Genomic DNA, 12,687 nt, shown 5'->3' with positions numbered 1-12,687 from the left:
CGCTTTGAGCCCCAACCTGTGCGCATGTCCTCGCCGGTTGAGTTGACCGCTACTTTCCGACACAGAAGGACACTGTGTATGCCGGGGGGCGGGCTTCGGTCTTTCGAACTGCCCTTGGCGTTTGCCCCGTCCCATGGTTCGCCACTACGTCTCGAATGCCACCGTTAACCGACCATCCGAAACGGACGCGTTTTAGGCGGCGTCGTGCCGGTCTCCTCTGTCGATCAGGTCAATGTCGTCGCTTGTGTTAGTTCCGCTATGCGTGAACATCTCGGACACCATGCGCTGCATGATCTGATGCTGTTTCTCGGACGGGTTCCAAGCGGGCCGTTTGGCATGTTTCACGATCGATCGGGCGAAGTTGGCTTCCCAATCGCTACCGCTGCGAACCACTGTCCGCATGTGGTACAACAGCTCTTCGACGGGGCGGAGAGAGCTCATTCTGCGGCCTCCCCATACAGGGTGCCGAATAGGGCGGCAGAGGCCGTCATGTAGGCGTGTTTTTCTGACAGGCTGTTGAGTGTGACAAAGGCCAGTGAGACGCGTTCGGCTTCGCTCAGACGGGCAATCAGAATGACCGTCAGACCGTGCCACGCGGACTCGGTGCCCAAGGTGAGGGCAAAGCCCAGCCCCTTTGCGACCTTCTTGTGCCTGTCCTTGGCATACAATGACATGGCGCTTTTGACGCGTTTTGGGGATTTATTGCGGCGAAAACTAGCTGTTTTCTTATCTTGATTGACGCCGGGTGCAGTTGCCGCTGCCCCGGTGTTTTCTTTTGTCAGGTTGTGACTAGTCGAGCCGAAAGAGCGGGTATCACGTTCACTCGGCGTTCTGCCAATGTCCTGATACGAATTTGACCCTACAGCTTTGTTTTTATTGAAGAAGGCATTGGATTGCAACTCCGTGTACACGAGTTCGATTCTCGTACTCGCCTCCAATCTTTCCGATAGCCCTTATCCTGTTGATTTGTTGGGTAGTATACCTGTGTTGGCACTACAGCTGACATTATGACAGACACTACAAGCGACATTACAATAAGGGACCGGACGGTCAATCAGCGTTCAAAAGTGACCCACCCGGTATGAGGCAAAGCCCGCAGGCGAGCTGCCCTCAAATAGCGAGTTCGTCTGCCGGTTTTGTTTGCGCTGGGGCCTATTGTTTTTGGATCTTTTTACTCTGAGTAAACCGGTAGGATGTATTGCCTGTCGCGATGATTGAGCAATGATGCGTCACTCTGTCGAGAAGCGCGGTTGTCATCTTGGCATCCATTGCCCGGCAGGCAATTTGCAAAGCAAATCTGCCGAAAGGGGCCGAAGACGGAGACCCATTTGCCGAACTCCAGATTGGCGGGAATGATGACGCTGGTTTTCTCGTAGAGCTTGCTGATGAGGTGGAATTGCAACACGCCGCCGGACTTTGGAAACGGGATATAACCCAGTCCGTTTATTGCCCGGCAATGGTTTGCAAGCAAATCATGAGAGGGATGACGACGCAATCCAGTGGTGTCAATTTCCGGATGATCTTCCCGGCATTGTCTGTACCGGTTCCGCCCATCAGAATGAGGTTGTGGGCGTCTTGGGTGAACGGCCCAGAACAAAAGGGATCAATCCGGGCCTGGGTGACAGCGGCGGCACTGTAATCGAAGGTGACAAAATCTTTGCGATGGGGGAACTTTGCAATCCGCATTTGATAATGGCCTCTCGGCGATGGAAACATCGCCTGTCAGCTGACAGATCGAACGCACTTGTCGTTCTACAGTCTCAGCGTCGATCAGTTGTTTTATCGCAGTGGTCAGACTTGGCGGCTTGCGCGCGGACAGCAAATTATGTGCGCAAGCCGCCATTTCATGCAGGCGTAGGGTGTTTTGCGCGACAGCCAGGTCGCAGGCTGCTTCCACGACATTGATCCCGTGATCTTGTGCCATCATGACAAGATCAACGAACTCCCGATCACCGCCTTTGCCCTTCATGAAATGGTCTTTAATCCGGCGCATCGGTTCAGGCAGTTTCCAATCTACAAAGGGCGCACCATCACGCAAGGCACCAGGTTTGCGCTCCAACAGAGGGACATAATGCCAAGGCTCAAAGTAACTGACATTGCGGGTAAAGCGGCGAATGTGTTCAGCGAGTACATCCCGACCGGCGCGGCACCACGCCATAAAACGCCACCGCTCGCCCAAACGCATCCAGCACCATCCTTTGCCCGACAGGGCATTACGCCGCAATGTCCCGATAGGGGCCCGAGGTTCCCCCGGATAGGCCGCCACAAACGGTTTGCGGCTGTGGCACAAACGGAAGTGGGCGGCCTTCACCAGCCCGCAATCACAGCGGGCTTCTCGGTGATTGCTGCGCATTTACGTAGACGCATATTTCATAGCCGGAAAACGCGTCCAAAAAGCGGGACCACTTCAGTCAGAACGCCCCGGTCCTCAAGGATATGTGAACCAGACATAACCAATTCCTAAGTGTTTGGCGGATGCAAGTTCATATTATTGGCTGAAGGGGCTCGAATTTCGGCCTCAAAGCCGCATCTTGGTTACCATGTTGCTTGTTTAGCAACACCATGGAGGACTGCACAATGTGTGAACATCATGATGAAAAAACAATCAACCGGCGTCAGGCCCTGACTGGGGGAGTTCTGCTCGCAGCCACCGCAGCGAGTGCCTCCGCAGTCAGTGCACAAACCACCGAAGATCCTTATGCGGATCCGGTAAGCCCAGCCCTGCCGCCAAGTGATATGGTTCTTGACCTGTCACGTACTGCTCTCGTGGTCACCGATCCACAGATAGATTTCCTTCACCCAGAGGGCGTGACATGGGGCGTGGTGGGCGAGTCGGTAACAAGGAATGGAACGGTTGGAAACATCGAACGTCTGTTCAAAGCAGCCAAACAGAGGGACATCACGGTCGCAATTTCACCGCACTACTACTACCCAACCGACCATGGTTGGAAATTTGAAGGTGCCCTTGAAAAATTGATGCACAAAATTGGCATGTTCGACCGCAAAGGCCCGCTGAATCTGGACGGCTTTGACAGCTCGGGCGCGGACTGGATGCCGGAGTACAAACAGTACATCGAAGACGGAAAGACCATCATCACGTCGCCGCATAAAATGTACGGTAACGACTCGAATGATCTGACTTTGCAATTGCGCAAGAACCGCGTTGACCAGGTAATCTTGGCGGGTATGTCAGCAAATCTCTGCACCGAAAGCCACATGCGTGAACTGCTTGAAAACGGGTTCGAGGTCGCCGTGGTCAAAGACGCCACCGCAGCAGCGATGCTACCTGAGGGCGACGGATACCTCGCGGCACTCACCAACTTCCGCTACATGGCGAATGCCGTCTGGACGACAGAAGAGGCTGTTCAGAATATTCAGAACGCCAGCTAAGCCAGAATGTCGGGTGGGCGTCTTCGCTGTGCGCTGAAGATGGAGGAACCGGGCCGCACGTTGCAGATCGGTGAGGGTTTCGGGATCGGTCTCTATCAGCCGGTGAAAATTCGCTTGGGTGGTTAGCTGGAAGCGCAACAGGTCCAGAAAGGCGACATAGTGCTCCTGCAGGACGCGAAACAGGTTGGTGACATCGCGCCCTGCATCATTGATGAACTCGGCGCGCGCCTTGGATCTGCGGCGCAGGAATATGCCCCCCATTCCGACAAAGGGCTCGGCGGGGTGTTGTTGCTGATTTCCCCCGTGGTTATGGGCGGTTGCCGCCGCCCATACCTCCACTGATCGAGAGCGCAGGAGGTCAGCTTGATAGTGTTTCGATGGTGCTGCGGGCCTGCGTTTGCCATGCGCGCAACTGGGTGGTGACTGTGTCCTGCTCGGCAAGGGTGGTGGCGGTGGGGATGCGGTCTTCGGCCAGACGCTCCATGCCCTCGACAATCTGGTGGGCATTGAAGAACAGGCCTGCCTTTTCCAGTGAGCTGTCGCGGACAGCGACGGGGGCTTCGCCGGTGATGTCGGTCTCCAGCTTGAACCCGGCCTGAGCGATGGCGCTCACCCCATCTAGGCGCGGGTTTGCCGCCGCGTCGTTGAGCTGCCAAACGGCACCGCAGACCGCTTTGAGCACCCAGATCAGGGAGCACTCCGGGCTGGCCGAGGCGGCGATTTCGCGGCGCACTTCCAGGGCAATACCGCGAACCACCGCCAGCGCGCTGTCCTTCAACGTCTGCAGATCCGGCAGCGGCGGGCTGTCGCGCTCCGCAACATTGCTCATGTCTGCGAGTTGCTCAGGGGTGGCAAAGACGGCACCGCGATACTCACCAGTGACCGCATCATATAGGTGGTGGAGATGTTGTTGCGGGGGCATGTTCATTCCTTCCAGGCGATTGCACGAATGTTGAAATTGGCTGGACCATATCCCATGATCTTATTGGCGCGCGTGCCGGCACCGGATGGTTCCTGATGGAGATTAATGGCGCTGCTGCTTGCATGGGGGGCCTTGCGCCTGCGCCACTCGCAGCGGCGTCATCAGGCTGGCATTGTCGGTTCCGGCTTCGGCCTGCACCTGGGTCGCCAGATCCGCCGTTGGCGTCAGGCCCGTGTCAATGGCACCGCCGCCGTTCAACCCGGTTCCGGTGCTGATCACAGTGGCCACGGCGGCCGCGATCTGCGCCTTCAGCCAGGCGGTGCGCTCGGCGACCTCTGGCAGGTTGGTCATTGGATAACTCCACGAGTGTAGGTACCATCACGTATGATGGCGGCGTTGTAACGGTGGGCGGCTTGGGTGAAGTACAGGCCCTTAAGATGGCAGCGCGCCGGGGCAACATTGGCCAGGATCTCGCGCACCTGGGCGGCCTGATCTATGGTGATCGGTCGGTCCAGATAGATGCGGTATTCAGCCCAGTGATCGGCGCCTTCGTGGATCTCAGCGCCGTTGTAGTGGACGGTCCCGTCAAAGAGTAAGCTGGGCTTGCCCTCGACTATGCGCGTGGAAAATATAGGCTCCGGCAGGGCCAGCGGTGCTCAGCCCCTCAAAGGCCAGCAACATGCGGCGGCGAAAATCCTCGTCACTTTCCAGCACAGGCGGCACCGGCGGCAGCGCCTTTGGGTCGCCCGGGTCGACAACCAATCGCTCGACACCGAACCGCACGGCAATCTGGTCCAAATTACTACCCGTTGCATAGGCGACCACCTATTCGGGTGTTTTTTCCGTCTGAAGCTCTTTTGAAAAGGTTACCGCGAGCACTTCAGTAATGGCTCTCAATTCTAGATCCGGCGACATCCGTCCTGACGCGTCGATCGACAAATGGGAAATGGCCCATTTGCCCTGGCGCATGTTTTTCTTGATCAGACCCTTCGATGACGTGAGGAATGCTGCGCGGCGGCTTTCGTCATGAATGCTCGCGGACAAGGTCAACAGGAGGTCATCCAAGTCTTTGGATGACCTCATTGCATCACGTACCAATTGTTCAGCGACTGGCCCAACGTCCAATGCCAGTCGGTCTGCTATCTTGCGCACCGATGCAGATGTAGACAATTCTTGCACGTTCATGGTGGGAAGGTGAGGCCGTGCACTACGTCCGTGTTCGATGGGGTTTAAATATGGATTGCCATTTTCGTGCACTTGACCGCGAACTATTATCAATGACCGCCCCTGTTCAGATTGAGGAAAGTTCAAAACTTCCGACGGCGCAAACTTATATTGCCGAATGTCTAGAATAGCGTATTCGCCCAGATTGTCGGGAAGCGCGGTGCGGATGATTTTATCGAGGAGACTGGCTTTGATTTGCATCTGCTTAGTCGAACCAAATAGCTTATTGCGTGGCTGACGAATATTTGCGCGCTCAAGAACATACCATGCGCGTCGCAGCACTTCGCCTTGAAGAATCGTGACGTGTGAATATGTCCGCGCCCACAGTCGAATACGATACCGAATTGAATCAAACTCCGGCTGGGTCTCGATGGGTGTGACCATGACTGCACGGGTCGTGTCTAAATGCTCAATGTCAGTGAAGGCTTGCGACAACAGATCGGTAACCTGTTGTGGCGGGACATCAGGGGGTAAATGCAAAAAGACATCAAAGCGCGTCGGCCCATCTTCTGGCAGCACAAGTATTGGCATATTGGCCAACATTGAGTTCGGTATGATAATACGGATATTGTCGAGTCTGCGACCAACCACATGGCGCCAAGTCTTTTGCTCAATATAAACCGTCTTGTTCTCAAATGAAATGGCAGAGCCAATCTTGAGCAAGGGTTCTGCTGACATAGACATACCGGCAATGATGCTACCCAGTGTTGACTGCATCGACAGGCCAATCACGGCGCCCACAATGGCAGACGTCGTCAGAATAGCGCCCACGTCGACACCGAACCGGCTCAGGAGGGCAAAACAGGCGATAAGCGAGAGAGCAGAATATACAATCGCAGAAACGAGCCCGCTCGGCTTGACTTGGAAAGCGCCACTCATAACGGTTTGAAGCAGGAAGCGTGCCGTCACTGCAACGAGTGTGATTGCAGTGACGGTCAATCCCATGCCCAAGGCAAACTGCCGGAATTCTGGTACTTGTTCAAACAGGTCAAGCGTGGAAATGGTCCAGAACGCAAGCCACCCCAATAGGGATAGAAGAACGAGCGATATGCTCACACGGCTCATTTGGGCTTGCCTGAATTATCCATCGAAACTTTAAGGCTGGTGCGCAGTCGTGATATGGCGTCCGATAGTTGTTGGATTTCACCCGCGCCGCTTTTGGGTAGAGGGCTGTCATCGCCCCGCAAACTTGATCGATCGGCCACATCTGCCAAATTGCGCAGCGGCTGGATCACGTTGCGTTGCAGCGGTAATGTCACCATCAAGGACACAACAAGGAACAACGAAACAAGCATGACAAAAAAGATCGCGACGAGTTCGTAAATTGATCGAAACTCATCGTCTATCGGAACGGTTAGAATTTGGATGCCAATCGTCTCGTTCAGCTTCCAACCGAACCCGTTCTTATCCCCGTAACGTACGATCATGGCGGGCGGCGCGGCGTCTGGCGTAGAGTGGCAAGACAGGCATGCACTGTTGGTGATCGTTATTGGGCGAGCAATGTAGAAAATGGCCGACCCATCCTCGCGGCGTATCCCTTTCGCTTCGCTGGTATCATCGCCACGCCGAAATTCTGCAATGAGTTCGGCCTCAAAGGGGTCTGCTAAATCTATGGGATTGGTGGGGTTCAGCGCTGCTTCTCGATAGGTGTAATCACTTTGCTCTGAAATGAAGCTGCGAAACATCGTTTGTGCTGCAAATGAGGGGACTTGTTCCGCATGAAATTCGGTGTCGGGTAGCTGGTTGAGAAGCGGTGTGATATTTTCGATTGTATAAGTACGAGAGGCCATTGCTAGGCCCAGAAGCGTGCGCGCCTCATCTTCAATATGTCGCATCGTCGCCGCGTTGAAGAAAAAGTAAAATGTAGCCGATCCAAGAATCAGAGCAATTGCAAAAACAAGAAAAGTCGCTCGACGGACAAGGTTAGAAATACTGTTTGCTGAGTGCCCCATAAATTTTACACCCAATTTTGCTCAAGGAAATAAGATCGAAAGTTTACGGGTCAAGTGTGACCTAAATAAGACTTCCAAGCCCTGATCAAGCCAGTGGGTAAACTGGCTATCGAAAATTCTTTAACTAGACTGTCTGATGTCAGTGCTTATTTAAAACAAAGCTGTGGATCGAGTTAAAATGAAGCATTAGTCACATAGGACTTCTTGCCACCAATCTCTGTGCCGTCCATGAGAGTCAGCAATGGGCTGTTCACGTGCAAAAGGGTGAAATGCGGCTAAGCTTTGCAAAGGTTACTATCAGCGGCGGTTTCAACGGGTCGACGCAACACATGCATTGAAACGCTCGGCTGGTGTCTCATATCCTAGCGTTTTTCGAGGTTGTTCATTGAGCTGTCTTGCGACGGCACTCAGTTTTGCTGTGTTGGCCAATGGTCAGCGCTATGTCCACCGCATCTTTGTTGCATAATATGCCATCAAAGGGGCGACACCAAACCGTGACAGGTCCAACAGCCACCTGCCACAGTGCCTGAGTCACCCCGGAATCTGACTGACCATCGCCCGCACCTGCGATTCTGACGTCTGGTAGCGCCCCCCCGGTGGATCAAAATCCGAAAAGGCCGCCCCTCCGGGCACTGGGACATTGCAAGCGGCATGAACCTCCTGCACCCCAGTGCGGGCCATAACAGCAGCCACATTGGCAGCCGTTAAGCCACATCCCGGCATGATCGAAATCCGTCCAGCCGCCTGCGTCACCATCTGTGTGATCAGCTCTGCACCATCCTGTGCAAAGGGTTCAGCTCCGGAGGTCAATACCCGGTCAAAGCCCAGATCGATTGCCTGACCCAGGGCCAGCAAGGGCGCGGGCACCACGTCGATCACCCGGTGCAGGGTTGTCCCCAAACCCGTGGCCGCAGCCAACATCCGCCGCAGCAACGGCATATTCAGACCGCCATCCTCCGCCTGGGCCCCCAACACCACGCCCGCAAGACCGGCCTCGTGAACCATGGCAATATCGGCCAGCATGACCCTGGCTTCGGCCTCCGAAAACCCAAACAACCCCCCTCGCGGCCGGATCATCGCATAACAGGGTATCGGCAAATCTGCGGCGGCACGCATCAGGCCCGCCGAGGGCGTCAGCCCGCCTTCGGACAGCGAGGAACACAGCTCCACGCGGCCGGCACCGCCCTGCATCGCCGCCATCACCCCGTCAATCGTATCAACGCAAACTTCCAGCACAGGGCTCTCCTTGACGAGGTGTCCGAGATCACCGGTCCACCGTTGCAAACCATCAATGTCAGACTTCAACCGGCTTTGATACCGATTTGATTTGGGGAGAGAATTTGGGAGGGGCTGCCGACCCGTTCCGGGGTGATACGACGGCGGGGATCTCATCATGCGGCAGTCAAGGGTTGCAAACACCCGCACAGGGGTTAGTTATAACTCTATAACCAAATTTGCACCCCGCATTGGCTCCCCATTGGCGCCCCGGCCAAACCCCAGAAAGAACCCGTCACCATGACCGCCCCAGAGACCCGCTTGACCCCGTCACCCCGCTGGCGGAAACCCGTCGCGATCCTTGCGCTTGTTTTTGGCGTCCTGACGCTGATGTCGGGGGGAAATGTGCTGTTTGGCCCGCCTCAGGCGCAAGCAGCGGCAGGCAACTACATGCCTTTTGTGCTGTGGTTCAACTTTCTGGCAGGGTTTCTCTACATCAGTGCTGCCATTGGCATTTGGCAGCGCCGCAGCTGGGCCAGAAAACTGGCCATTTTCATCGCCTTGGCAACATGCCTGATTGCCCTGGGATTTGGCTATCAGCTGATCCGCGGGCAGGCCTATGAAATGCGGACACTCGGCGCGCTGGCCTTGCGGATCGGCGTCTGGGCGGCAATCTCGGGGGCACTGATGGGCACCAGAGATCAGCAATGAGGATGCGGAAATCGGCACCGGAGCGCCGGGCTGACATCATGCAGGCGACCTTTGCGCTGGCCTTTTGAGGCCGGCCCTGAACAGGTGACAACCGGCATGATTGCCAAGCGCCTGGGGCTGACACAACCGGCCATTTACAAGCACTTCCCCAGCAAAGATGATATTTGGCGGTCGGCGGCACAGATCCTGAGCGACCAGATATCCGCCAATATCACCCAGGCCGAGATGCAGGCCGAGATGCAGGCCGCAGATCCGGTCCAGCATGACGGCGTTTTTCAAGGCGCTGACCAGCGCCGTCAAAGACGCCCAGACCGGCGGTTGTCTCTGCGCCGAGACAGCGCCACAAGATATCGCCACGTTGATTTTTGGCATCATTCAAAGCCTGGTCCTGCGCCTGTTGGTGACACGGGATCCTTCACTCCTGCTCAGCGATGGCAAAAGACTGCTGGAGCTGCAGCTTTCGGCATTTGCACCCGCTGCTGGCGCCACCTGAGGAGCCCGCAGCGGCGCCGCCTTTCAGAAAATAATTGAACTTTAACTAAATTCAGTCATTTCAATGATGTACAGGTGCCTCCGCAGGTATTCATTTTCGGCTCGCTCGGGCAACTGGTCCAAACCTTACCCCTGGATAATTCGAAAAATCCTTAACTAACAGATAATTATTGACCACAGTCAATGTGGATAACTATTGAACAACCCGATCAGCAACTCAATTCATGGTGTCCGCAGGTCGGCCCCTTGTGGATGGCGTCAATCCAGCACCTTATCGGCACTATATCGACGCCATCACGAAATCGGAGGAAATGTCACATAAGGGAAATAAAATTGCCAATACCATCCATGATACACATAAAATAAATTGAGAAATGACAGTCGGTCTTGCCGAGATCTGGGATTTTCCCAGCCAAAAAGGCGCAAAATTGGCGATTTTCGCTGGCTTTCCTTGATGGGATTTGCGGTGAAAATTTGCAGTGAAAACGGCCTCTCGGCAGCGCTCAGGAGCCGGGATCTCCAAGATCCCGTAGATAGTCCATCACGGCCGGGCGGACCGATTGATCGCCGCGGTGGCGGGCATCTGCGATGATCTTGCGCAATGCGCCCAGGTCCACCCGCAGCAACAGGGATTTCACCGGCCCGATTGAGGCCGGTCGCATCGACAGGGTGCGGACCCCAATGGCGGCCAGGCAGACCGCCTCGATCGGACGCCCCGCATCCTCGCCGCAGAAACTCAGCGGCGTGTTGCTCGTGTCACAGCGCTCGACGATACGTTCGATCAGGCTCAGAAAACTGACATTCAGCGTGTCATAGCGTTTGCGCACCCGCTCGTTCTCGCGGTCGGCCGCAAAAAAGAACTGCTTCAGATCATTGCCGCCAATCGACAGGAACCCAACTTCTTCAAAAAACTTTTGCGGTGCAAAGGCCAGCGACGGTGTTTCCAGCATCGCCCCCACGTCCAGAGCTTCGGGCAGGCGATGACCCAGACGGCGTTCGCGCTCCAATGTCTTTTCCACCTCGGCGCGCGCCGCCCGGTATTCTTCGAACTGTGCCACAAACGGGAACATGATGGTTAACGGGCGACCATCAGCGGCCCGCATCAGCGCCTGCAGCTGCATCCGCATCACCCCGGGCTTGTCCAGCCCCACTCGGATCGCCCGCCAGCCCATCGCCGGGTTGGGCTCATCCGTGGGCTTCATATAGGGCAACACCTTGTCCGAGCCGATGTCCAAGGTCCTAAACACCACCGGCTTGCCATGGCCGGCGTCCAGAACCCGCTTGTACAACACCGCCAATTCCGTGCGCTTGGGCATTTTATTGCGCACCAGGAATTGGAGTTCAGTCCGGAACAATCCCACACCCTCGGCGCCCGAGCTGTCCAGTGACGGCAGATCCGCCATCAATCCGGCGTTCATCATCAGCGCGACGGTTTGTCCGTCTGTGGTCACCGCCGGGCGGTCGCGAATGGAGGAATAGCGTTCCTGCGCCTTGGCCTGCATCGCCATCTTGTCGCGAAACGCCGCTGAGACCATGTCTTCCGGGCGCAGGTGCACCAGCCCCTGATCCCCATCCACCATGATATGGTCGCCATTCAGCGCCTCGGTGGTGATCCGTTTGGCGTTCACGATCAAGGGAATAGCCAGGGCGCGCGCAACAATCGCCGCATGGCTGCCCACCGAGCCTTCCTCTAGCACGACGCCGCGCAGGCTGCGGCCATATTCCAGCAGATCGCCGGGGCCGATATTGCGCGCCACCAGGATCGGATCGGTCGGCAGGTCAGCACTGGAGGTCGCCCCCTGCCCGGTCAGAATCCGCAACAGCCGGTTCGACAGATCATCCAGATCGCTCAACCGCTCGCGCAGATAGGAATCCTGAACCTGGCTCATACGAGCGCGGGCCTGAGATTGTTCTTTTTCAACAGCGGCTTCGGCACTTAGACCACGGGCGATATCCTCCTCCATGCGCCGCATCCACCCCTTGGAATTGGCAAACATGCGATAGGCCTCAAGCACCTGCATCTGTTCCTTGTCGCCGTCCAGCGACATTTCCAGCATCTTGTCGACACCCACCCGCAGCTCGTCCACCGCCTCGTTCAGACGCTCCAACTCGCGGTGCGGATCATCGGCAATTGGATTGGTAATCACCACCCGTGGTTCGTGCAGCCAGACATGCCCCTCGGCAGAGCCTTCCTGGGCCGAGGTGCCCCGCAGCAGTACCGCTTGCTGGTGCAATGGTGACAGCGCCGCGCCCTCGCCGACAAAGGCCCCCAGCTCGGTCATTTCTGCGATGACCATGGCCACCACTTCCAGCCCATAGACCTCATCGGCAGTGAACTCACGCTGTTCGCGCGACTGCACCACCAGTACGCCGAGCTTTTCGCCCAGCCGCTGCACCGGAACCCCCAGGAACGAGGAAAACCGCTCCTCGCCAGTTTCCGGCATATAGCGGAACCCCTTGGCGCTTGGCGCATCCGGCGTGTTCACCACCTTGCCGTATTTGGCCACCCGGCCAACCAGCCCCTCGCCCATCCGCATCCGGGTCTGGTGCACGGATTCTGTGTTCAAACCCTCGGTCGCGCAGAGCTCAAGCGTCTCGTCGTCACGGAACAAATAGACCGAGCACACCTCGGTGCCCATGCTATCGGCAATCAGATGGGTGATTTTATCAAGACGGGCCTGGCCGGCGTCATCGCCAGCCATTGCCTCACGCAGCCGCATAAGCAGTTTGCGGCTTTCAGATTCAGTACTGTCCGCCATAATCCCTGTTCACGCAATACGG

15 protein-coding genes, 1 tRNA gene and 2 pseudogenes are annotated in these 12,687 nt (G+C 56.4%); 5 read left to right on the top strand and 13 right to left on the bottom strand.

Annotated elements, in window-relative coordinates; genetic code table 11:
• Positions 1-192: 192 nt before the first annotated feature.
• Both QPJ95_RS13555 and QPJ95_RS13550 read right to left on the bottom strand, forming a co-directional pair.
• A complete protein-coding gene (locus tag QPJ95_RS13555) occupies positions 193-441 on the bottom strand; it encodes a hypothetical protein (protein ID WP_270920521.1) in 249 nt (82 codons plus the stop codon).
• Positions 438-899: a hypothetical protein gene (locus QPJ95_RS13550; protein ID WP_270920522.1), complete on the bottom strand. Its 462-nt coding sequence runs from the start codon at positions 897-899 to the stop codon at positions 438-440. The genes QPJ95_RS13555 and QPJ95_RS13550 overlap by 4 nt, the downstream gene beginning before the upstream one ends.
• Between QPJ95_RS13550 and QPJ95_RS13545 the strand changes: the two genes are divergently transcribed.
• Positions 864-937: transfer RNA gene (locus QPJ95_RS13545), tRNA-Cys, on the top strand. The two genes, QPJ95_RS13550 and QPJ95_RS13545, sit on opposite strands and share 36 nt — an antisense overlap.
• Positions 938-1,152: 215 nt before the next feature.
• Here QPJ95_RS13545 and QPJ95_RS24465 read toward each other — a convergent pair.
• The 3 genes and pseudogenes from QPJ95_RS24465 to QPJ95_RS13535 form a co-directional block, all read right to left on the bottom strand.
• Positions 1,153-1,477 (bottom strand): annotated as a pseudogene (locus QPJ95_RS24465) (ATP-binding protein); the annotation flags it as partial.
• Positions 1,444-1,686: an ATP-binding protein gene (locus QPJ95_RS24210; RefSeq protein WP_390922150.1), complete on the bottom strand. Its 243-nt coding sequence runs from the start codon at positions 1,684-1,686 to the stop codon at positions 1,444-1,446. The pseudogene QPJ95_RS24465 and the gene QPJ95_RS24210, both read right to left, overlap by 34 nt.
• Positions 1,604-2,185, bottom strand: a complete 582-nt coding sequence (locus tag QPJ95_RS13535; protein WP_270920524.1) for a hypothetical protein — start codon at positions 2,183-2,185, stop codon at positions 1,604-1,606. The genes QPJ95_RS24210 and QPJ95_RS13535 overlap by 83 nt, the downstream gene beginning before the upstream one ends.
• A gap of 392 nt (positions 2,186-2,577) precedes the next feature.
• Here QPJ95_RS13535 and QPJ95_RS13530 point away from each other — a divergent pair, with 392 nt between their 5' ends.
• Positions 2,578-3,390 carry a cysteine hydrolase gene (locus QPJ95_RS13530; RefSeq protein WP_270920525.1) on the top strand — a complete coding sequence of 271 codons (813 nt, stop codon included), beginning with the start codon at positions 2,578-2,580 and terminating at the stop codon, positions 3,388-3,390.
• Positions 3,391-3,414: 24 nt separating this feature from the next.
• On the opposite strand, the pseudogene QPJ95_RS13525 reads toward QPJ95_RS13530, so the two are convergent.
• The 3 genes and pseudogenes from QPJ95_RS13525 to QPJ95_RS13515 all read right to left on the bottom strand — a co-directional run.
• Positions 3,415-3,669, bottom strand: a pseudogene (locus QPJ95_RS13525) (DNA adenine methylase); the annotation flags it as partial.
• A gap of 79 nt (positions 3,670-3,748) precedes the next feature.
• Positions 3,749-4,312 (bottom strand): hypothetical protein, encoded by a 564-nt coding sequence (locus QPJ95_RS13520; RefSeq protein ID WP_270920526.1) that lies wholly within the window; start codon positions 4,310-4,312, stop codon positions 3,749-3,751.
• A 102-nt stretch (positions 4,313-4,414) separates the two neighbouring features.
• Complete coding sequence (locus QPJ95_RS13515) at positions 4,415-4,663, bottom strand: hypothetical protein (protein ID WP_270920527.1); 249 nt, start codon at positions 4,661-4,663, stop codon at positions 4,415-4,417.
• Between the two features lie 62 nt (positions 4,664-4,725).
• On the opposite strand from QPJ95_RS13515, the gene QPJ95_RS13510 reads away from it, so the two are divergent.
• Positions 4,726-4,908, top strand: coding sequence for a hypothetical protein (locus QPJ95_RS13510; RefSeq protein ID WP_270920528.1), 183 nt, complete (start codon positions 4,726-4,728; stop codon positions 4,906-4,908).
• On the opposite strand, the gene QPJ95_RS13505 is transcribed toward QPJ95_RS13510, so the two are convergent.
• From QPJ95_RS13505 to QPJ95_RS13490, 4 genes are all read right to left on the bottom strand, one after another.
• On the bottom strand, positions 4,898-5,110 hold the full coding sequence (locus QPJ95_RS13505; RefSeq protein ID WP_270920529.1) for a baseplate J/gp47 family protein: 213 nt from the start codon (positions 5,108-5,110) through the stop codon (positions 4,898-4,900). The two genes, QPJ95_RS13510 and QPJ95_RS13505, sit on opposite strands and share 11 nt — an antisense overlap.
• A gap of 27 nt (positions 5,111-5,137) precedes the next feature.
• Positions 5,138-6,601, bottom strand: coding sequence for a mechanosensitive ion channel family protein (locus QPJ95_RS13500; RefSeq protein WP_270920530.1), 1,464 nt, complete (start codon positions 6,599-6,601; stop codon positions 5,138-5,140).
• On the bottom strand, positions 6,598-7,503 hold the full coding sequence (locus tag QPJ95_RS13495) for a Tll0287-like domain-containing protein (protein WP_270920531.1): 906 nt from the start codon (positions 7,501-7,503) through the stop codon (positions 6,598-6,600). The genes QPJ95_RS13500 and QPJ95_RS13495 overlap by 4 nt, the downstream gene beginning before the upstream one ends.
• 516 nt (positions 7,504-8,019) lie before the next feature.
• Positions 8,020-8,724, bottom strand: coding sequence for a copper homeostasis protein CutC (locus QPJ95_RS13490; protein WP_270920532.1), 705 nt, complete (start codon positions 8,722-8,724; stop codon positions 8,020-8,022).
• Between the two features lie 279 nt (positions 8,725-9,003).
• Here QPJ95_RS13490 and QPJ95_RS13485 point away from each other — a divergent pair, with 279 nt between their 5' ends.
• Both QPJ95_RS13485 and QPJ95_RS13480 read left to right on the top strand, forming a co-directional pair.
• A complete protein-coding gene (locus tag QPJ95_RS13485) occupies positions 9,004-9,414 on the top strand; it encodes a hypothetical protein (protein ID WP_270920533.1) in 411 nt (136 codons plus the stop codon).
• Between the two features lie 262 nt (positions 9,415-9,676).
• Positions 9,677-9,907: a hypothetical protein gene (locus QPJ95_RS13480; protein ID WP_270920534.1), complete on the top strand. Its 231-nt coding sequence runs from the start codon at positions 9,677-9,679 to the stop codon at positions 9,905-9,907.
• Positions 9,908-10,409: 502 nt separating this feature from the next.
• On the opposite strand, the gene ptsP is transcribed toward QPJ95_RS13480, so the two are convergent.
• Complete coding sequence (ptsP, locus tag QPJ95_RS13475) at positions 10,410-12,665, bottom strand: phosphoenolpyruvate--protein phosphotransferase (RefSeq protein ID WP_270920535.1); 2,256 nt, start codon at positions 12,663-12,665, stop codon at positions 10,410-10,412.
• Between the last annotated feature and the right edge of the window lie 22 nt (positions 12,666-12,687).

The organism is Parasedimentitalea psychrophila (genome assembly GCF_030285785.1).
Classification (GTDB): domain Bacteria; phylum Pseudomonadota; class Alphaproteobacteria; order Rhodobacterales; family Rhodobacteraceae; genus Parasedimentitalea; species Parasedimentitalea psychrophila.
The sequence above is the reverse complement of the archived record's forward strand: the minus strand, read 5'-3'. Positions and strand labels throughout refer to the sequence as shown.